The 20,895-nt window shown below is 47.7% G+C and carries 16 protein-coding genes and 1 pseudogene; all 17 read left to right on the forward strand.

Annotated features, from left to right (window positions below):
* Positions 1-57 precede the first annotated feature (57 nt).
* The 17 genes and pseudogenes from ASG81_RS17250 (at position 58) to ASG81_RS17325 (ending at position 20,887) form a co-directional block, all read left to right on the forward strand.
* The gene (locus ASG81_RS17250) at positions 58-351 is read left to right on the forward strand and encodes a transposase (protein WP_056636700.1); all 294 of its coding nucleotides are present in this window, start codon (positions 58-60) and stop codon (positions 349-351) included.
* Between the two features lie 180 nt (positions 352-531).
* The coding region (locus ASG81_RS17255) for an IS3 family transposase (protein ID WP_442952899.1) at positions 532-1,380 on the forward strand (849 nt) is incomplete at its 3' end.
* A 14-nt stretch (positions 1,381-1,394) separates the two neighbouring features.
* Positions 1,395-1,547 (forward strand): annotated as a pseudogene (locus tag ASG81_RS34040) (hypothetical protein); the annotation flags it as partial.
* A gap of 229 nt (positions 1,548-1,776) precedes the next feature.
* On the forward strand, positions 1,777-4,581 hold the full coding sequence (ppc, locus tag ASG81_RS17260; protein WP_056636704.1) for a phosphoenolpyruvate carboxylase: 2,805 nt from the start codon (positions 1,777-1,779) through the stop codon (positions 4,579-4,581).
* A 208-nt stretch (positions 4,582-4,789) separates the two neighbouring features.
* Entirely contained in the window at positions 4,790-5,446 is a 657-nt protein-coding gene (locus ASG81_RS17265; RefSeq protein WP_056636753.1) for a class I SAM-dependent DNA methyltransferase, read from the forward strand.
* A gap of 195 nt (positions 5,447-5,641) precedes the next feature.
* Complete coding sequence (locus ASG81_RS17270; RefSeq protein WP_235548916.1) at positions 5,642-6,784, forward strand: S1C family serine protease; 1,143 nt, start codon at positions 5,642-5,644, stop codon at positions 6,782-6,784.
* A gap of 316 nt (positions 6,785-7,100) precedes the next feature.
* Positions 7,101-7,352, forward strand: a complete 252-nt coding sequence (locus tag ASG81_RS17275; RefSeq protein ID WP_056636706.1) for a hypothetical protein — start codon at positions 7,101-7,103, stop codon at positions 7,350-7,352.
* A 31-nt stretch (positions 7,353-7,383) separates the two neighbouring features.
* On the forward strand, positions 7,384-7,950 hold the full coding sequence (gene sigW / locus ASG81_RS17280; RefSeq protein WP_056636708.1) for an RNA polymerase sigma factor SigW: 567 nt from the start codon (positions 7,384-7,386) through the stop codon (positions 7,948-7,950).
* Positions 7,951-8,068: 118 nt separating this feature from the next.
* Positions 8,069-8,707: a zf-HC2 domain-containing protein gene (locus ASG81_RS17285; protein ID WP_056636710.1), complete on the forward strand. Its 639-nt coding sequence runs from the start codon at positions 8,069-8,071 to the stop codon at positions 8,705-8,707.
* Positions 8,708-8,846: 139 nt separating this feature from the next.
* Positions 8,847-9,689, forward strand: a complete 843-nt coding sequence (gene cdaA / locus ASG81_RS17290) for a diadenylate cyclase CdaA (protein WP_056636712.1) — start codon at positions 8,847-8,849, stop codon at positions 9,687-9,689.
* Complete coding sequence (locus ASG81_RS17295; RefSeq protein ID WP_056636714.1) at positions 9,682-11,073, forward strand: CdaR family protein; 1,392 nt, start codon at positions 9,682-9,684, stop codon at positions 11,071-11,073. The genes cdaA and ASG81_RS17295 overlap by 8 nt, the downstream gene beginning before the upstream one ends.
* A 62-nt stretch (positions 11,074-11,135) precedes the next feature.
* Entirely contained in the window at positions 11,136-12,476 is a 1,341-nt protein-coding gene (glmM, locus tag ASG81_RS17300) for a phosphoglucosamine mutase (RefSeq protein WP_056636716.1), read from the forward strand.
* A gap of 168 nt (positions 12,477-12,644) precedes the next feature.
* Positions 12,645-12,809, forward strand: coding sequence for a hypothetical protein (locus tag ASG81_RS31020; RefSeq protein WP_155971627.1), 165 nt, complete (start codon positions 12,645-12,647; stop codon positions 12,807-12,809).
* A 224-nt stretch (positions 12,810-13,033) separates the two neighbouring features.
* The gene (glmS, locus tag ASG81_RS17305) at positions 13,034-14,866 is read left to right on the forward strand and encodes a glutamine--fructose-6-phosphate transaminase (isomerizing) (RefSeq protein ID WP_056636718.1); all 1,833 of its coding nucleotides are present in this window, start codon (positions 13,034-13,036) and stop codon (positions 14,864-14,866) included.
* 417 nt (positions 14,867-15,283) lie between these two features.
* Complete coding sequence (locus tag ASG81_RS17315) at positions 15,284-17,581, forward strand: helix-turn-helix domain-containing protein (protein ID WP_056636721.1); 2,298 nt, start codon at positions 15,284-15,286, stop codon at positions 17,579-17,581.
* A gap of 298 nt (positions 17,582-17,879) precedes the next feature.
* Positions 17,880-19,553: an extracellular solute-binding protein gene (locus tag ASG81_RS17320; protein WP_442952900.1), complete on the forward strand. Its 1,674-nt coding sequence runs from the start codon at positions 17,880-17,882 to the stop codon at positions 19,551-19,553.
* A gap of 479 nt (positions 19,554-20,032) precedes the next feature.
* Complete coding sequence (locus tag ASG81_RS17325) at positions 20,033-20,887, forward strand: ABC transporter permease (RefSeq protein WP_442952905.1); 855 nt, start codon at positions 20,033-20,035, stop codon at positions 20,885-20,887.
* Positions 20,888-20,895: the final 8 nt, after the last annotated feature.

Here is a 20,895-nt window from a genome sequence, read left to right on the forward strand (position 1 = left end):
TATAATGCTCCCATAAGTTGAGACACGGGAGGGAGAAAAATAAGTTATAATGAAGCAATGGAAAAACGGAACCGATATACCTCAGAGTTTAAGACGAAGGTTGTACTGGAGGTCCTCCGTGAGGAGCAGACCGTAAACGAGATTAGTGTGAAATATGAACTAAGCCCGGTAATGGTTAGCCGGTGGAAAGCTGAGTTTTTAGAACGTGCATCCGTGGTATTTGAGAAGAAGACCAGTGAAGCAGAAAAACTGAAAAAGGAGTATGAGAGCAAGCAGGAACATCTAGAGAAGCTGGTAGGCCAACTTACGGTTGAGGTCGACTGGCTCAAAAAAAAATCTGGTCTTAAATGAACCTCTAGAAGCCCGAAAAGCCATGGTAGAACGCGATTGCGATGCGATTACCATCAAGCGTCAGGCAGAGCTGCTAGGCGTGAACCGAACCAGCGTATACCGGGAACCTTCTTGCACATGAACCGAAGACGAAGAAGATTGTCCGCCACTCNAAATGAACCTCTAGAAGCCCGAAAAGCCATGGTAGAACGCGATTGCGATGCGATTACCATCAAGCGTCAGGCAGAGCTGCTAGGCGTGAACCGAACCAGCGTATACCGCGCTGACAAGGAACGTCATGAGAGCGAAGAAAATGTACAGATCATGCATCGGATAGATGAGATCTACATGTTGCATCCTTACTTCGGTTACCGGCGTATGACCAGATTCCTTCGAGATCAGAGCTTTGACGYCAATCGTAAGCGCGTACGGCGGCTGATGAGAATCATGGGACTCGAGGCCATTTATCCGAAGCCAAACTTAAGCAAACGCCTCCATGCCAAATACAAGCGCYCTTATCTCCTACGAGGTCTGAAAATAGATCGACCGAATCAAGTCTGGGGGATCGATATTACGTATCTCCGGATGGGCAATGGTTTCATGTACCTGTTCAACATCATCGACTGGTACAGCCGCAGAATCATTGATTATCAAGTCTGGGGGATCGATATTACGTATCTCCGGATGGGCAATGGTTTCATGTACCTGTTCAACATCATCGACTGGTACAGCCGCAGAATCATTGATTACGAGATATCCAGCACACTTGAGAAAGGCTTTGTATTGAAGTGCCTCAAACGTGCATTCAGCCGCTGTAGGCCGGAGATTATGAATAGCGATCAAGGATCCCATTTCACCAATGCAACCTATCTTGAACTGCTTGGGCAAGAAGGCGTTAAAGTGTCGATGGACGGTAAGGGACGAGCAACGGATAACAGCCGAACAGAGCGCTATTTCCGGTCACTCAAATACGAATGTATTTATCTGAATGAATTTGAAAACCCTCGCGCGTTGCGCAAAGGGGTAGCTAGCTATGTCCAATTTTACAACNCTATTTCCGGTCACTCAAATACGAATGTATTTATCTGAATGAATTTGAAAACCCTCGCGCGTTGCGCAAAGGGGTAGCTAGCTATGTCCAATTTTACAATCCAACTACAAACGATGAAGTCCTTGATCTCTCAAGGGCTTTTTTTTATTTTATAACAGTCGATTGATGGAGCAATTGCTCATGAAATATAGATGCCATTATTTACACAAATCATTTCCTTCTAAACAGAGCAAGCATCTTTACAAATAACGCTGTTCTGTTTTTGTGAGGATTGGCTTCAGGGCTTCAACCCTGTAGGTTTTTGTAGTATGATGGTAGAAGTCAATTAAACGTTCATGTTGTGTATTAAAGCTTACGGAGCGGTCTTTGCTTCGCAAAATTTTAGGAGGAACAGTATGTCGGATCAATCTGCATCTACTTTGACGACAAATCGGCAGCAGGCTAACAATTTGCTGCGACGCGATGTCCGGTTTCTAGGTAACATTCTCGGCGAAGTTCTCGTCCATCAAGGAGGTCGCGAGCTGCTTGATATTGTGGAACGGATTCGTGAGCAAAGCAAAGCGCTTCGCGCCGAATTTGTGCCGGAACTATTCGAACAATTCAAGGAAAACGTCTCGTCCCTAAGTCCGGAAATTCGTCATCAAGTCATTAGAGCGTTTGCTATTTACTTTCAGCTCGTTAATATTGCCGAGCAAAATCACCGGATTAGACGGAAACGCGACTACGAGGTTTCTGCCGGTGAAGCGGTACAGCGCGGCTCGATCGAGAGCGCTGTTCAGGATTTGAAGGAACGTGAGATTGCGATCGAGGATGTTCAAGATATTTTGAGCGGTATTTCGCTTGAGCTCGTGATGACTGCGCACCCGACCGAGGCGACTCGACGTGCGGTGCTTGATATTCATAAACGGATTGCTGTTGATGTAATGGAGCTTGATAACCCGACATTGACTTATCGCGAGCGCGAGAAGCTGCGAGAGAAGCTCATGAATGAGGTTCTCATTTTGTGGCAAACCGATGAGCTTCGTGACCGCAAGCCGACGGTTATCGACGAGGTTCGTAATGGCTTGTACTATTTTGATGAAACGTTGTTCGAGGTGCTGCCTAACGTTTATGAAGAGCTTGAGCGCTGCCTGAGCAAATATTACCCGAATGAGAACTGGCATGTACCGGATTACTTGCGCTTCGGCTCTTGGATAGGCGGCGACCGCGATGGCAATCCATCCGTAACGGCGAAGGTAACTTGGGAGACGCTGACGCTGCACCGCCAGTTGGCTATTCGCAAGTACGAAGAGAAGCTCGATGAGCTTATGGGTCTGCTTAGCTTCAGCACGAACCTGGTTGAGGTGTCGGATGAACTGGTGGAATCGATTCGTTTGGACCGCGAGCATGTTGAGCTGAAATGTGTTGATTTGTGGAGAAATACGAAGGAGCCTTACCGGATTAAGCTGGGCTTTATGCTGGAGAAGCTCGCTAATACGCGCGATGAGTCGCTTAAAGGCTCCCCAATGCGTTATAACCACCCTAACGAGCTTCGCGAGGACTTGCTCGTTATTGACCGCAGCCTGCGCAATCACTACGCTGATTATGTAGCAGATACGGCACTCGCTACGCTTATTCGTCAAGTTGAATTGTTTGGCTTCCATCTCATGGCGCTTGACGTCCGTCAGCACAGCCAAGAGCATGAGAATGCGATGTCCGAGATTTTGGCGAAAATGAATGTGGTAGCGGACTATGCGTCGCTATCGGAAGAAGAGAAGACTGATCTGCTTCACCGTCTCCTGAACGATCCAAGGCCGCTTACGTCGGGGCATCTGGATTACACAGAGTCGACGCGTGAATGCTTGAACGTTTACCATACGATTTATCGTGCGCAGCAGGAATTTGGCGTCAATTGTATTTCCAGCTATCTGATCAGTATGACCCAAGCGGCGAGCGACATGCTTGAGGTTATGGTGTTTGCGAAGGAAGTTGGCTTGTTCCGCAAGGAAGCTGACGGCTCTGTTCGCTGTACGCTGCAATCGGTACCGCTTTTCGAGACGATTGACGATCTTCATGCGGCACCGGCTATCATGAAGGAGCTTTTCGAGCTGCCCATTTACCGACAAGCGGTTGAGGCTCGCGGCAACCTGCACGAAATTATGCTCGGTTACTCCGACAGCAACAAAGACGGCGGAGTGGTTACGGCGAACTGGGAGCTGCGCGTGGCGCTGAAAGAAATTACGGCTGCCGGCAAAGAATATGATGTAAAATTGAAGTTTTTCCACGGTCGTGGCGGAGCGCTTGGCCGCGGTGGAATGCCGCTTAACCGCAGTATTCTTGCTCAGCCGCCTCATACGATTGGCGGCGGCATCAAAATTACCGAGCAAGGTGAAGTGCTTTCCTCGCGTTATTCGATGCAAGGCATCGCTTACCGCAGCTTAGAGCAAGCGACTTGGGCGCTTATTACGGCAGCGCGTCTGGCGAAATACCCAGAACAAGCGCCGCAAGCAGAAGCCGAGTGGGATGAAATTGCGCGTTCGATTTCCGAGACGGCGCTCACGAAATATCAAGATCTTATTTTCCGCGATCCGGATTTCTTGACTTACTTCAAGGAATCGACACCGCTGCCTGAGGTTGGTGAGCTTAACATTGGCTCCCGTCCGTCCAAGCGGAAAAACAGCGATCGCTTCGAGGATTTGCGTGCGATTCCTTGGGTGTTCGCATGGACGCAAAGCCGTTACCTGCTGCCAGCATGGTATGCTGCGGGTACAGCATTAAATCAATTTGTAAGTGAAAATGCAAGCAATCTGGAAACGCTGCGTACGATGTATGAGAAGTTCCCGTTCTTCCGCTCGCTTATCGATAACCTGCAAATGGCGCTGGCTAAGGCAGATTTGGTAATTGCGAAGGAATATGCGGATATGATTAAGGACAAAACGATCCGCGATCGTATTTTTGAGCAAATCGAACAAGAGTACAAGCTGACATCCGAGCTTATTCTAAGCATTACAGGCCAAACGGAAATTTTGGATAACGTTCCTGTCATTCAAGAGTCGATTCGTTTGCGTAATCCGTACGTCGATCCGCTTAGCTATATGCAAGTACAGCTGCTAACCGAGCTGCGCGCGCTTCGTGATAACGAAGAGGATGATCCGGAGCTGCTTCGCGAAGTTCTTCTGACAATTAACGGAATTGCTGCAGGCCTTCGGAATACGGGCTAATTAAACCACCTGCCGCTTAGGCGAGTGTGCTATAACGAAAAGCCAGTCATGGTGCTAACACCGTGGCTGGCTTTTTTTTTGCGTTTGGAGAAACGAGTGCGTAAGGAACGCTAGAACTATTTTGATCAGCCATCATATGCTGAGGATATACATGCTTAATTCGATGTATTTAGTGGGGATTATATTTTTTGAAGGGATGGACGAAGCGATGGGGAGAGAATTTATCGATCTATTTGACCATTGGGCGGATCATTATGACCTTACGGTACAGGGGCATGACGAGGAATACAAGGAAGTATTTCAAAGCTATGATGCCATTCTTGAGGCGGCAGCGGAGCGCTCCTACGGTACAGTCCTTGAGTTCGGCGCCGGAACGGGCAATCTGACGGAGAAGCTCCTTCGGCGGTGCAGCAGCGTGTATGCGGTTGAGCCGTCGTCAGGGATGAGGAAACGATTTAAAAAGCGGGGCTTAGACGCTGTGCTTTTAGAAGGCGACTTCCTTCAGTTCCCGCAAATCCCCGTTCAGCTGGATACGATCGTGAGCACCTATGCCTTTCATCATTTGACCGATGCGGAGAAGGAGCGGGCTATCGCTTTATACAGCACGCTCCTTGAAGAGAACGGACAAATTATTTTCGCGGACACCGTCTTTCAGGACGAAGAGACCCGCAAGCAAATCGAGGCCGATGCAGAGCAAGCGGGTTACATGAAATTGCTTCAGGATTTGCAGAGTGAATATTATACAACGCTGAACGTGCTCGGACGAATATGCGGGACCCATGGCCTCGCGGTCTCCTTCCAGCATCTCAATCGTTACGTCTGGTTGATGCATGCTAAAAAGGAATCCGCAAGCAGCGATGCGTGAAGGCAGGAATGCAATTTTTTTGCACCAAATACAAAGGGGTCGGCCGGGAACTCACGCGCCAACCCCAAAAAGCTATCCATTTTCTGCACGCATTTTTCTTATGTTCATTTATAATCCGCTTAAGTTTCGTTTAAGGTACATCCTGCATGATAGATACATAGGAAACAGATACCTGCACTTGAAAGGATGATAGAAATGAACGAGGATAACAAACGCAGCGCGGATGCGAGCAACGATACTTATACTGCGACTTATACATCGAATACATCGAATACTTCGAATAATGCTCCTGTCTCTACTTATATTTATGAATCTAGCAAATCAACCAATGAGCTTAGAGCTTCTTACGAGAAGGAGCTTGGATTGCAGAAGGATAGGAGTAAGCCAGTGGCGGGCGGAGAAAAGCGTTCCAAACGTTCGGGAGGAAGCTCAGCAAAAACGCTGCTGGCATCGTTCCTGATCGGTGCGGTAGTGGTCGGCGGCTTCTCATACTTGGCGGATAAAAATAATCTGTTCAGCGGGGGCAGCCAGGCTCTGCAAAATGCCGGCTCAAGCGCAGCAAGCAATGCGGCCCGGCAGGATGCAGGCTTATCTACAGCATCGCTCAACACAAGCGACGATATTGCCTCCGTCTACGCATCGGCGAGTCCAGCGGTTGTAAAAATAGAAAACTACGCGGAGCCTGCCCGTTCCTCCTCCATGTTCAATGATCCTGGCTTTCGTCCGTTTTTTGGCGGCGGTCAATCGGGCAGAGACGGTCAACAGCAGCAGGAGCAAAGCAGCACAGAGCCGGAACTGACGGGCTCAGGAACCGGTTTTATCTTTGAACAGGACGGATATATATTAACGAACGAACACGTCATAGCAGATGCGAAGGAGGTTCAGGTGACCGTTCAGGGCTACGATGAGCCGCTTGCAGCAACGGTTCTTGGCTCAAGCTACGAGCTGGACTTGGCTGTGCTGAAGGTTGAGAGTCCGGACGGCAAAGCGTTCCCTTCCCTTAAGCTTGGAAGCTCTGATGAAACACAAATCGGCGACTGGGTAATGGCCATTGGTAATCCGTACGGCTTCGATCAAACGCTGACAATGGGTGTCCTTAGTGCCAAAGAGCGTCCAATCACCATTGCCGATGAGCAAGGTGAACACGAATACGAGCATTTGCTCCAAACGGACGCATCGATTAATCCCGGAAACTCCGGCGGACCGCTCCTTAACGAGAAGGGCGAGGTTATCGGCATCAACACGGCGGTTAACGCCGAGGCGCAAGGAATCGGCTTCGCGATCCCGACATCGACCATCACGAAGGTGTTGGAAAAACTGAAAACAAATACACTGTAATCATAGTGGAAATCATACACGCAGAAGGTCAGGGACGAAGATGTCTCCTAGACCTTTTTTTACTTTATAAATAAGGAAACTGGTCGTAAGTCGAAGCGTCAACTAGCCTAAAGTCGATTGCTGGCCCAGCACCGAACGTTTATAATTGTCAGAATGGTTCGCATCAACTGTATTTTATAATTTGGCGCTGCAAAAATTGGAAGCTTCTTTCTCAATTGTCTTGCTTTTTCAGTTCATGTGGATTACGATTTTGCTTGAGTGCTTGCGGGATAGACGTTGACCTAGGCACCAACAGATTTTCGCGATTGCTGTCGTAATGGCAGGTACGCTGCTCGCGGTAGGACTGTTTGAGCAGAAGAATGATGTTGAGCTTAATATCGCCGGGGTCGTGTACGGTCTGGCATCGGCGGTTACATACAGTTTGTTTTTGTTTCTGACATACAGATTGCAGGCGGATTGTGATCCCGTCCAAAAATCCGCGATGATGATAATAAGCGCAGGTATGACGATTGGAATATTACTTATACTTGCGGGCATTATGATTGCAGAGCATACGGCAAGGCAATAAGCAGAACGAACGGAAGGTTGGAGGAGTTAAGGTGAATGTATTGGAAGCACGCCTGGCGCAATTAGCTCTCAAAGGCGATCAGCAGGCTTTTGCTGAGCTTGTAGACCTCTATCAGGATAAGCTCTTTCATATGGCATATCGAATGCTGAATAGCCGCCAGGAGGCGGAGGATGTCGTTCAAGACACCTTTCTTCGCGTGTACAAAAACCTGGATAGGTATGATGATACGTTAAAATTTTCGACATGGATCTACAGGATTGCTACGAATTTATGCATCGATCGGCTGCGTAAACGAAAGCCGACCTATTCGCTTGACGCGGAGTCATCCGGTCATGAAGGCTTGGATGGCTATTCGATGATTCCTAGTGATAACCGGACGCCGGAATCGGAGCTGCTGCTGACGGATACGCAGCGGATTATTCATACAGCCATTGCAGCATTGCCGCCGAAATATAAGACCGTTATGACTCTTCGCTATATGCAGGATCTTTCCTTGCAGGAAATTGGCGATGTACTGGACATGCCTGTGACGACGATTAAGACGCGCGTTCACCGCGGCAGGGAGTTTCTCCGGAAGAAGCTCGAGCACAAATTGTAGATGGAAATGATTACTTGCCCGATTACGAAAAAAATTGAAACATCCCCTCACTATTAACGTATCCTAATAGCGAGAATAGAACTCATGCGCGAGCAACTGAAAGAAAGGACTGGCTGCTATGAATTGCAACGTCGCCATCGTATGGATGCATGACTATTTGGACGGCGAGCTGCCCACACAAGATATCGTTACGTTAAAATCTCATTTGCTTTCCTGTCCGGCTTGTCGCAGTCGGTTTGAACAGCTCCAGAAGACGGACGCCGCGGCGTACTATACTTTAGAAGCGATTCAGCCTGCCGCGGATTTTGACAAGAAGGCATCGGAACTATTGACGCAGCGGATCATGCAGCAGCTGCCGAAGAAACGGGGTAAGCAGCGGAACGGGATCGTACGCTACATTTACCGGAACCCGGGAGTCACTGCTGCTGCTGTGTTTGTACTCGTTATGCTAGGAAGCTTCTTCACCATGTGGGAAGAAGATACTAAGCTTATTGTAGCAGGCGAGGATCTTCAGCAGGTCATTATAGAAGGAAACACAGTAATTGTGCCGGAGGGTGCCCATTTAACCGGAAACTTGACGGTGGAGAACGGAACAGCTGATGTAAAGGGCGAGGTGGATGGTAACGTAACCGTGATCGACGGCTCATTAAACCTCGCGTCCACCGGTCATATCTCGGGGCAGAGCAGAACGATTGATCAAGCACTCGATTGGTTCTGGTATAAGGTGACGCAAACCTTTGGCGGAAATCCCCGTTAAAGCAAGCTGCCTCCCTTTTTTTAGGGGGGTATTTTTTTATTTTTTAAAAAAAGGATTTCCAATCCCATATCTAGAAAATAATAAAGTTGAAATCCGTTCATAGACACAAATAAAGTGATCGGCTGTTGGGGGTTGGCATATGAATTATTTCTCAGATTTAACATGGCATGACTGGATAAAGGATATTATTGATGTTGGCATAGTCAGCTTTATTATTTATAAAATTATTTTGCTCGTACGCGGAACCCGCGCCGTACAGCTGTTGAAAGGTATTTTTATACTTGTTGCGGTATGGGCGCTAAGCACCTGGTTCAATTTGTATACATTAAAATGGCTTATGAATCAGATGTTCACATTCGGAATCGTGAGCGTGCTCATTATATTCCAGCCGGAGCTTAGACGTGTGCTGGAGCAGCTTGGGCGCGGTAAGCTGTTTGCACGCTCGTATTCACTTGACCGGGATGTCGTTAATGAGCAAATTGACGAGGTCATTAAAGCTGTCCGCTTTATGGCGGAACGAAAGATCGGAGCGTTAATCGTTTTTGAGCGAAGCACGGGTCTGAGTGAATTGATTGAATCGGGCATTCGAATGGAATCGAAGATTACTTCGGAGCTGCTCATTAACATTTTCACTCCGAATACGCCGCTGCATGACGGTGCGGTCATCATTCGATCCAATCAAATTATGGCGGCGGGCTGTTACTTGCCCCTGTCGGAAAATCCTTTTATAAGCAAGGAGCTTGGAACACGCCACCGGGCAGCTATTGGCGTAAGTGAGGTAACGGATGCGGTGTCTGTAACCGTATCTGAAGAAACGGGGCAAGTATCCTTGTCTCTGGGCGGTATGATCGTCCGAGATATTAACGAGGAGTCGTTGATTTCCAAGCTATTCGAAGAGCTGACGCCGAAGACGAACGGATTCACGAAGGAACGCGTTACGGTATCGTCTCTTTGGAAGCGGAAAGGAGGCAGTGATGGATAAATGGCTAAGTCACCCCACCTCGCTCAAAATCATTTCCGTCATTGTCGGATTGCTGCTCTGGGCTGTCGTACATATTGATCCGGATACGTCACCTCAGACGGTAACATCTAATATTGATACAAAGACGATAGAGGCATCTGTTATTACAACCGAGGGCCTGGATAGCGATAAGTATGTTCTGACGGCCATGGATCCTACCGTAGTACGGCTTGACGTGCAGGGGAGTTTCTCTGATCTGCTCAAGGCTTCTTCATTAGATGATTATGTCGTGAAGGTGGACTTGAAGGGTACGAAAGCAGGCATACATGAATTGCCCTTGACCGTAAGATTACCTAAAGGGGTTCAGCTTGTGGAGATGTCGCCGCGAACCGTAATGGTGCAGATTGAAGAGATTTTAACGAAGCCGTTCGAGCTTCGGGTCGTTACGGAAGGAAAGCCGGCTGACGGCTTTGTAATGGGAGATTCATCGATTGTAGCGCCAACGACAGGCGTCGAGGTTACACTGCCAAAGGATGATATGAGCCGGATCGGACTCGTAACGACGGAGATTAGTGTCGAAGGCGCTGATAAAACGGTCGTTAATAAAAAGTCTAAAGTAGTCGTATATGATACGGATGGCAAAGAGATGACGAATGCGATCATTACTCCGGAAACGGTTCATGCCGAGGTGAAGGTAACACCGCCGTTCAAAACACTGCCTTTGCAGGTGCGCTATACCGGTACTTTACCTGAGGGGCTAAGCTTAGTATCGGTTAAGCCGGCGCTTGATCAGGTGACCGTTTACGGCGAGCAGAAGTCGTTAGAAGAGCTTCAGATTTATGATGGCGTAGTGCTCGATCTCTCGAAGGTGAAGGAATCAGGCACCCTACAGTTGAAGACGGAGCCAATCGAAGGCATTAAATCGGTCGATCCTGCCGAGGTATCGGTCAAGGTCGTTGTAGCTCCTAATATTAAGCGAACCTTTACGGGACTGCCCGTAAAGGTTGAGGGGCTCGAAAGCGGGTCGTCTGCCGTTATCCGGTCTCCAGCGGACGGAAAAATTAATTTGACAGTTAGCGGAGCGGAATCTGTCATATCCGCACTTAAGGCAGATGCAATCAGTGTTATTGCGAATGTCGAGGGACTGAAGCCGGGCGTACATAACGTCACGCTTCAGGTCGATGTGCCTGCCTATGTGCAGACGGTTCCGGTTAAAGGGCAGACGCTGACCGTATCCATCGAGATTATAGACGATGCAGTCTCTGAGCAAGGGCAGGAGGACTCAGAGGAGGTTGGAGGAACGCCGACAGAGGAGCCTCCGGCATCGGCGCCAACACCGGATACCGTTGCGGAGAGCGGAGATGAAGGAGGTAGCGCTGCAGGCGGCTCTAATACAAGTCCTTAATCAACAAAGCAGTATAGGCAGATAATAATGAACGCAGCATATAACAAAGGAGCATTTTAATTATGGGGAAATATTTCGGAACAGACGGTGTGCGGGGCATAGCCAATCGTGAGCTTACACCAGAGCTGGCTTATAAAATCGGTCGCTGCGGCGGCTATGTTTTAACACGTCAGGCCAAAAAGCCTAAGGTGGTTATCGGTCTGGATACACGTATATCCGGTCCGATGTTGGAATCTGCGCTAATTGCGGGCTTATTGTCGATTGGTGCAAGCGTTGTGCGTCTGGGTGTCGTTTCTACGCCGGCAGTCGCTTACATTACACGTGAGCTGAATGCTGATGCGGGCGTAATGATTTCTGCTTCACACAATCCGGTAGAGGATAATGGCATTAAATTTTTCGCTGGCGACGGCTTTAAATTGTCGGATGATACCGAGCTCGAAATCGAACAACTAATTGATGCTTTAACAGATGAATTACCACGGCCTGAGGGTGGGGATATCGGAGCGGTATCAAGCGATAAAGGCGCAAAACAGCGTTATCTGGATTACTTGAAAACAACGATCAAAGGTGAGTTCAGCGGTTTGAAAATCGTACTCGACTGCGCGAACGGCGCAGCTTATGAGCTGGCTCCTTCCGTATTCCGCGAGCTTGGAGCGGACATTATAACGGTAGGCGCCGAACCAGACGGGCTTAATATTAATGCCGGTGTCGGATCGACGCATCCGGAATATTTGCGCGAGCAAGTACTAAAACATGGCGCAGATGTCGGGCTTTCTTTTGACGGGGATGCTGACCGTCTAATCGCGATTGATGAGAATGGCGAAGAGGTGGACGGCGATTTTATTTTGTGTATTATTGGCGATGCGATGAAGCGGGCTGGCAAGCTGAAGGAAGATACAATCGTAACGACGGTGATGGCTAACATCGGCTTCTTCAAGGGCGCGGAGCGCATTGGTCTGAAAACCGCGCAAACGGCAGTAGGCGACCGTTACGTCATGGAAGAAATGCGCCGCGGCGGCTTCAACCTCGGCGGCGAACAATCCGGTCATGTTATTTTCCTTGACCATATTACGACAGGTGACGGTATTCTTACAGCGCTGCAGCTCGTTGATACGCTTGCAGCCTCCGGTAAGAAGTTAAGCGAGCTCAAAGGTCTGATGCGCAAATATCCGCAAAAGCTCATTAACGTTCGGGTAGCAGATAAGAGCTTATACCAAGGCAATACAGCAATCGAGAATGCGGTTAAACTTGTGGAGCTTGAGCTAGGCGATAACGGCCGCGTGCTTGTTCGTCCATCAGGTACGGAATCTTTGATTCGTGTAATGGCGGAAGGACCGGAGAAGGACCAGGTTGAGGCATACGTTGCGCAAATCGCTGACGTCGTTAAAAGTGAACTAGGTTAATCTTAAGAAGAAGTTGTCGAAGGCTTGTCGGATTTTGCAGCCGGCGGGCCATCTTTATTTTGGAAAATAGTAAAGGATTTTTCATGGAATAGTTGCACAGCAGCTAGAAAATGAATATGATAGGTAGTATGACTCAGGAAGGAAAGCGAGGATAGAGGTTATTTAAGCATGTTAAGCGCCAGAGCTTGCGTGATGAACGATCTTGTTGTAGAGCTGGCTGGGAAGCTGAGCTTGAAGCGGGAGTTCATACGGGAAGCTGACGAGGTGAAGGTGTTCGAAACATTCGGCGGGGACCTTCCGGTATTTGCAAGCCAACCGAAAGCCGTTACGTAAAACGGCCGGGCGACCGGTCATACAATCGTACGGCAGGCTGCTCATTCATCATATCCATTACTCCCGTATGTCCAAGATGCCACCGGTGGGGTGGGCACGGGCAGAGGGGTTACATTTTCCGCAATGATTGGGATTATTCTGTGACAACTTCATATTGCCTGTGCCGCGCATTGGCAGGCATCCGATTGGACGGGAAAATAACCTTATCGGAGGCCTATTAAATTATGTGTGGAATTGTAGGATATATTGGTAAACGCGACTCGCAGGACATTTTGCTCGAAGGATTGAAGAAGCTGGAGTACCGGGGTTATGATTCTGCCGGTATCGCTGTCTTCACGAAAAACGGGCTCGAAATTACGAAGTCCAAAGGTCGTTTGGCGAACCTTGAAGGCTTGCTGCGCGAAGAGCCGTTAGAAGGCTTTGTCGGAATTGGTCATACCCGCTGGGCAACACACGGTAAACCATCTGATGTGAACTCGCATCCGCATACCGATAACACTGCGAAGTTTTCTGTCGTTCATAACGGTATCGTTGAGAACTACTTGAAACTGAAGGAAGAATTAATGGCAAAAGGGCATATTTTCGTATCGGAAACAGATACGGAAGTTATTTCCCACCTTGTTGCTGATGAATATAACGATAACATTGTGGAAGCCGTTCAACGCGCTGTAAAGCGTATGCGCGGAGCGTTCGCGCTTGGCGTATTGACGGAGTTTGAACCCGATCGTCTTGTTGCCGTACGGTATGCAAGCCCGCTCGTAATCGGCGTAGGCGAAGGCGAAAACTTCATCGGCTCGGATATCCCGGCTATTTTGGAGCATACGCGCAACGTATACATTTTGAACGACGGCGAAATGGCAATCTTGACACGTGATTCTGTCGAAGTAATGACGACTGAAGGCGAAAGTATTTCCAAGGAAATATTTCATGTCGATTGGGATCTCGTAACGGCGGAGAAAGCCGGATTTGATCACTTCATGCAGAAAGAAATTTACGAACAGCCTAAAGCATACCGTGACACGATGATGAGCCGTATTACGGAAGACGGCAAGTCCGTGCAATTAAAAGAGCTTGGTATGTCAGATGAATATATTAAATCGATTCGCAAAGTACAGATCGTAGCATGCGGAACGGCTTATCATGCAGGTCTTGTAGGTAAGTCGGTAATTGAGACGCTTGCCCGCATCCCGGTAGAGACGGATGTCGCATCCGAATACCGTTACCGCGGACCAATCGTTACATCGGATACGCTAGTTATCGTTGTAAGCCAATCAGGCGAAACAGCAGATACGCTTGCGGCCCTTCGCGAAGCACAACGTAATGGTGCTCGTGTACTCGCGATCACGAACGTTGTCGGCAGCTCGGTCGCTCGTGAAGCAGACCATGTACTTATTACATGGGCAGGCCTTGAAATCGCGGTTGCTTCGACAAAAGCATACACATCGCAGCTGATCGCATTTTATCTATTTGGTTTGCAGCTGGCTGGCACGCTTGGAACAAAGGATGCTGCTTACATTGAAGAAATGATTGCCGCTATGCATCAGCTGCCTGCACAGGTTGAGCATATCCTTGCGCAAGCTGAACAGTTGAAGAAAGTAGCCGTATCTATTTCGCACCATAAACACCTGTTCTTCATCGGCCGAGGCGTAGACTATGCCGTAGCACAAGAAGGCTCGCTGAAGCTGAAGGAAATTTCGTACATTCACTCCGAGGCTTATGCTGCCGGAGAACTGAAGCACGGAACATTAGCGCTGATCGAGGACGGCATTCCGGTTATCGCTCTTGTAACGCAGGAAGAGCTGTACGAAAAATCGCTTAGCAACATCAAGGAAGTAAAAGCGCGCGGCGCTCACGTCCTAGGTATCGCTAACGAAGGCTCAGAAGACGAAGTAGCAAAATCTGTCGACGAGCTATTCGCGATTCCGAAAACGCTGCCGATCTTATCACCGGCATTGTCTGTCGTTCCACTGCAGCTGATTTCTTACTATGCATCTCTAGCACTCGAGCATGACGTGGATAAGCCAAGAAATTTGGCTAAGAGTGTAACGGTGGAGTAGTTGCGATAGTTTGAAGAGATGTTTTGTCCAGTGATAAAAAAGTGTGGAACCAGTAAAAAATGTCTGGAACCGCTAATCTAGGTAAAATGACTTCATGGGTCGTCCTGAAAAAGATTCTTTTCGGGACGGCCCATTTTCATAGGGAGGCATACATATGGATACCATGTATCCACTTTATCAGCTATCGTCACTAGGGTTATAACAAATGAGTTCTTTAACGGGGCTATCTCTTGGAAAGCCCCTATTTGTATTTGAAGAAACACATAAAATTTCCGAAGAGGTCTAAAGACCGGAGCTAAATCCGACACTTAAGAAGTTACCTATACCAAAACTTAAATCTCGCATATCCTTATCAAGACATGGTAAAATAAAATCTTAACGGAATCTGTAAGCGTTTTCAACTTCGGGGGGACTAAAATGTACAGATCGAGATTTACAAATATTTTCAGAAGCTTTCTCATTTCGTACATTGTTATTTTAATTATTTCCAATGTGGCCGGATACATTTCATATCGGGCGGCGATAGATGTTGCGGAATCTAGCTCGATTGATACCAGCTTAATGGTGTTGAAACAAAGTAAAGATATTTTAGAGCGGCGAATGGACGAAGTCGAAGCATTTACAACACAGATTGCCATGAATCAGGATTTGATGCATCTTCTAAGTGAAAGTGTGAATGAGGAAAATTATCCGGTTTATGATCTGCGGAAAATTTGGCAAGATGTATATGCCTATGGACTTACGAATGATTTTTTACAGTACTTTTACATCTATTTGAGAAATTATAACGCGGTTATCTCCCCGAAATCCGTATATTTACGAAGTGAACATTTTTACGAGCTATACCGCTACAACGATCTTTCCTTTGAGGAATGGAAAGAAACGATACTGGAAAAGGGCCATCAACACTGGATTATGCCGCTCCACACATACAGCGATAATGGGAATGAGACGATGCGAATCTCTTATGTGCAATCGATCCCTTTGGACAGCATAAATCACCCGATGGGAGCGATTGTTATACCTATAGACCAGAAGAGAATCGGCAGCCTGCTGGACAGCATCCCCAATCAATACGGCGGCTGGGCCTATATTTCGGATAGTCAGGGGAATACTCTAGCTATAGTCGGGACCGACGAATCGCAAGTAAAGGGTTTGCAGCTTGTGTCCGGGACGAGCGGAGATGTCTCGAAACGATATATAGACGATACATTGATTATCTCGATTCGTTCCGAATCCAACGATTGGATATATACTGCGGGCATCCCAAAACAAGAGATCATGAAGAAAGCTAATGTCATCAAGAAGAATACTTGGATTATCACGTCTGCGACACTGCTTTTGGGGCTCTTCATCAGTTTGCTTATGGCCTATCGCAACAGCGCGCCGATCCATAAATTGATTGGGATCTTCATGGAACAAGTCGGCCAGGATTCTGCGAAAAAAATAAACGGATACCACTTTTTGCACGGAAACATATCCAGCCTGATTTCGAATAACAAGAAGCTGGAAACGGAATTAAACCGGCAGACCCCGCTGCTGAGAGACGCTTTCTTGAAACGGTTGGTGAAGGGGGAGTTTGAATCGCTGAACGAAATCAGGGCGATGGCTTCCCAAACGGGTATCGAACTGCATGGAGAATTCGGTTATGTGGGACTTATTCAAGTTAATGGGTATCGCGGCATGGATAGCAAAGACGTTCTGAATGAACTGTATGCTGCACGACTGATTGCCAAACAGAAAATGCAAGAGATCACCGGCAAACTCAACCTGACAGATATGGATTCCGATAAGATCGTTGTCATTTTAATGTCTAATGAAGAGCCCGATGTCGTTATGAAAAGGGAAATCGAGGCGATGATAACCAGTCTCCGCACAGCTTTAGAATCCGAGTATCGAATTTTGCTGACCGTTTCCATGGGCGCCGTATTCCATGGTCATCCCGATATCAGCCGATCTTATTACGAAGCGAAGCGGGCGATGGAGCATGCAGCTTTCATCAAAGTCAGCGGGGTGCTGTGGCACCATAGCATGCCGAAAGAAACGGCAACTTTCTATTACCCGATTGATCTTGAGCTTCGATTGCTGAATGCTTTGAAGGCCGGGGAACAATCCGAAGTGAAGAGGATCGTGTCTCTAATATTCGAACAGAACTTTGTGGATCGGGATTTGTCGCCAGAAATGGCGGAGCAGCTTGTAGGCCAAATGAAAGGAACCATAATCAAACTCCTGGACCAAAAAGGACTAATGGAATCGAACGTTATGGAGAATATGAGAGTTCAAACGGTTCGTATCCAGTCGACTGACGGACTTGACAAAGTGAGGCATGACCTGGAGAACGTGATGGAAGCCTTTTGTCGCATGATTGTGAATAATAGAAATAAAAGAGAGCACGAGACGGTACGTACATTAATATCAAGGCTGGAAGAGCTGTATGGAGATCCGGATATGTCTGTATATAAATTCGCTGAAACGGTGGGACGTCCGGAAAGGTATATTTCGCAACTTTTTAAAGAACAAACGGGACAAACATTATCCGAGTATTTGGAGCAAATGCGAATCAATAAGGCAACCGAATTATTGGTTCGTACCGGGATGACGATTGATGAAATTGCCCGGCAAACTGGCTATAACAGCTCGCATTCTTTCAGGAGGGCGTTTAAAAGGGTTTCAGGAGCATCCCCGAGCATGTACAGAAATACAACGGAGAAATAATCTTCGGTCATCATTTGACCTCAGGAACCACGGTTTCGCCAGCGGCGAAGCCGTTTTTTGTTGTGTTTAGGAAGTGTACCATCAGGTAAAAAACGTCCCCTCCTCGTTTGTCGGCAAGTGTACCCCGATTCCGGAGATGTACCTTTACAGTACGAATTACAATGAGGTAAGTTGTCCATGTTAAGAAATATCAGGAGAGAAGCTGGCGTAACACTGTCGGCTAAACGTCAAGGAGGTGATGTCCATGTGAATATCAAAAGGATCGGATATAAATTGAGAATCTAAGAAGGGGTTAGCCGTGAAAAATCCAAAGGAGATGGCACAATTGAAAAAAACGGTAACGACAATATTATCAATCCTGCTGACATTCAGCCTTATGCTTGCTGCTGGATGTTCAAATCAGAAAGGTTCTGAAGGCGCTTCCAACACGAATGGCAATGCGGCCGAAAGTCCCGAGGCGACTGAAGCCTCCGAACCTGTTACGATCAAAATCTTTGCCCAGATGGGCGCAGAAGCGGATATAGCCCAGAACAGCTTCACCAAACTTGTCGAGGAGAAGTTCAATATCAAGTTTGAATGGCAGACGATTCCTTGGGACGGCGCAGCGGAGAAGAGACAGATTTCTCTGGCCAGCGGAGACTACCCGGATCTGTACATGCTGATCCCATGGGTCGATAAATTTTCCCAAACCGATATTCTCCGCTACTCGCAGCAGGGCGTCATGGTCCCGCTCGATGATCTCATCAATGAATATGCGCCTAATATTAAAGCGGCGTTGGATAAATATCCATATTATAAAATGATGAATACAGCGCCGGATGGAAAAATTTACAGTCTGACGCAATTGAATGAATGCTATCATTGCTCGTATCCGAACAAATTGTGGATCAATTCGAGCTGGCTAGAGAAGCTGAACCTGACAGTGCCGCAGACGCTGGACGAGTTTAAGCAGGTATTGGAAGCGTTTAAAACGGAGGATCCGAACGGTAACGGAACAGCCGATGAAGCTCCGCTCAGCGGCATTGGCGCCGATTTGATTCCGTTTTTTATGAACGGCTTCATTTACAATGACGGCAAGACCTATTTGACGCTGAACAACGGCAAAGTGGAAATGGCGGCAAATAAGGAAGAATGGAAGCAGGGACTCCAATATATGAAGTCCTTGTATGACGAAGGATTGATCGATCAAAGCGCAATGCTGGAGAATTGGGATGAATTCAAGAAATTGGGTGATAATGGAACGCTTGGCGCCGGTGCCGCCATGCATCCTAATGTTTTCGTCTCGGGCGGAACGGACAACTCCAAAAACTACGATGCCGTACCTCCTCTTGCAGGACCGAGCGCATCGTATGCAACGTATAATTATCCGGTCGATTCGGGCGCCACATTTGTTCTGACGAACAAGGCCAGCAAAGAGACGCAAATCGCAGCTATTAAGCTTGTCGATTATCTGTTCACACAAGAGGGTCAGATCCGCGGACACTTTGGCGAGGAAGGGCTAGATTGGAGAAAGCCTCAAGCCGGCGATGTAGCAATAGATGAGAGCGCGACTCCATCATTAGCTACAATTCCGGGCAAGGAGGGCGAACCGCCTCATAACTCGAACTGGGGAGCTATGGCGCAGTATTTCCAACCGAAAGAATTCCGTAGCTCTTGGGTAGCGAGCACCGAGATTTATGAATCGGCAGGCTACGAGCGGAGATTGCAGGAAGCAACGAACCTATATGACGGCAAGCAGCCGAAGGAAATATTCCCGCATTGGGCGATCTGGATCGATCCGTCGGTTGCCGACGAAGCGGCGATGCTGCAAACGAACATCAAGAACTACATCGACCAGGGGATGCTCAAGTTCATCACAGGAAACAAAGACTTGAATAAAGATTGGGACGAGTATGTAAACGGACTTGATAAGTTGAATCTGAAGCGGTACCTGGAAATCATGCAGCAGTCCTACGACACATCGTATAACTAATAAATGTTATTCGAAGCCTCATGGAACCGAGGCTGCGGCATTCATAACCGCAGTTCTCGGTTTTTTACTGACCCCAGGATCCACTGTTTGCCCAGCTGCAAAGCCGTTTTTTATTGTGTGCATGAAGTGTACCAATCAGGAAAAAATGTCCCCTCCTCGTTTGTCGGCAAGTGTACCACGATTCCGGATATGTACCTTTACAGCGCGAATAGCAGTGCGGTAAATTTTTCGTGTGAAAGCGTTGACAGACAAACAGATGGGGAGAACGTGAAGATCATGATCAAGTTGGCGGAAAGTAATCAGAGGAGAAGGAGACTACCATTCAGGAAAGACATCCAGGAAAGAAGGAGATTACTTTGAAATTTGTTGAAGCAGTTGTTGAGCATAGTACGCCTCATTCTAGCGCAAAGATACGCAAACCAAGCCAATCGTCATTAGCAAGAAAAAGCTTCAAAAGGCATTGGCAATTGTATCTGATTATCGTACCCATAATCGTTTATTTTATCGTTTTCAAATATATCCCGATGGTCAACTCCGTAATCGCTTTCAAGGATTACAGTGTGGTGAAGGGGATATGGGGAAGCCCATGGGCCGGTTTCAAGCATTTCAACCTGTTTTTTAATAACCCGATATTTTGGGACCTGATTAAAAACACGCTGCTGCTCAGCATATACCATCTGGTTGCCGGTTTTCCGATCCCCATCCTGCTCGCGCTTGCTTTGAATGAAGTGCGGAACGGGCTATTCAAGAGAGCGGTGCAGTTGGTCACATATGCCCCGCATTTCATCTCGACCGTCGTGATGGTCTCTATGATCATGCTGGTGTTGTCCCCCAAATTGGGTATTGTCAATACTGCATTAAGGTCGCTCGGAATGGAAGAGATCGATTTTCTCGGGAATGCGGACATGTTCCGTTCTGTTTATGTTTGGTCGGATATATGGCAGAACGCCGGATATGCCGCGATCATTTACCTGGCGGCGCTGGCGGGAGTCGATCCATCGCTGTATGAAGCTGCCAGAGTCGACGGGGCATCCAGGCTTCAAAAGATAATCCATATTGATCTTCCCGGTCTGATGCCGACGGCGGTCATTATCCTGATCCTTAATCTGGGAGGCATCATGTCGGTCGGGTTTGAGAAAACGTATCTGCTGCAAAACCCGCTAAATCTGGAAACATCTGAAGTCATTGCGACTTATGTGTATAAAATCGGCTTGCTGAATGCCAACTTCAGCTTCGCTACCGCGGTAGGGCTTTTTAATTCCGTAATCAATTTTAGTCTGCTTGTGCTTGTTAATGCTTTCGCAAAAAGAATAACCAAATCAAGCTTGTGGTAAAACAAATC

The sequence above is a fragment of the Paenibacillus sp. Soil522 genome, from assembly GCF_001428245.1.
Classification (GTDB): Bacteria; Bacillota; Bacilli; order Paenibacillales; family Paenibacillaceae; genus Pristimantibacillus.

What these genes read in the sequence shown, in the direction of transcription:
- ASG81_RS31020 (WP_155971627.1), top strand. Translation starts at nt 12,645, where the DNA reads ATGTTAAGCGCCAGAGCTTGCGTGATGAACGATCTTGTTGTAGAGCTG.
- ASG81_RS17250 (WP_056636700.1), top strand. Translation starts at nt 58, where the DNA reads ATGGAAAAACGGAACCGATATACCTCAGAGTTTAAGACGAAGGTTGTA.
- ASG81_RS17315 (WP_056636721.1), top strand. Translation starts at nt 15,284, where the DNA reads ATGTACAGATCGAGATTTACAAATATTTTCAGAAGCTTTCTCATTTCG.
- ASG81_RS17285 (WP_056636710.1), top strand. Translation starts at nt 8,069, where the DNA reads ATGAATTGCAACGTCGCCATCGTATGGATGCATGACTATTTGGACGGC.
- ASG81_RS17275 (WP_056636706.1), top strand. Translation starts at nt 7,101, where the DNA reads ATGGCAGGTACGCTGCTCGCGGTAGGACTGTTTGAGCAGAAGAATGAT.
- cdaA (WP_056636712.1), top strand. Translation starts at nt 8,847, where the DNA reads ATGAATTATTTCTCAGATTTAACATGGCATGACTGGATAAAGGATATT.
- ASG81_RS17270 (WP_235548916.1), top strand. Translation starts at nt 5,642, where the DNA reads ATGAACGAGGATAACAAACGCAGCGCGGATGCGAGCAACGATACTTAT.
- glmM (WP_056636716.1), top strand. Translation starts at nt 11,136, where the DNA reads ATGGGGAAATATTTCGGAACAGACGGTGTGCGGGGCATAGCCAATCGT.
- glmS (WP_056636718.1), top strand. Translation starts at nt 13,034, where the DNA reads ATGTGTGGAATTGTAGGATATATTGGTAAACGCGACTCGCAGGACATT.
- ppc (WP_056636704.1), top strand. Translation starts at nt 1,777, where the DNA reads ATGTCGGATCAATCTGCATCTACTTTGACGACAAATCGGCAGCAGGCT.
- ASG81_RS17295 (WP_056636714.1), top strand. Translation starts at nt 9,682, where the DNA reads ATGGATAAATGGCTAAGTCACCCCACCTCGCTCAAAATCATTTCCGTC.
- ASG81_RS17265 (WP_056636753.1), top strand. Translation starts at nt 4,790, where the DNA reads ATGGGGAGAGAATTTATCGATCTATTTGACCATTGGGCGGATCATTAT.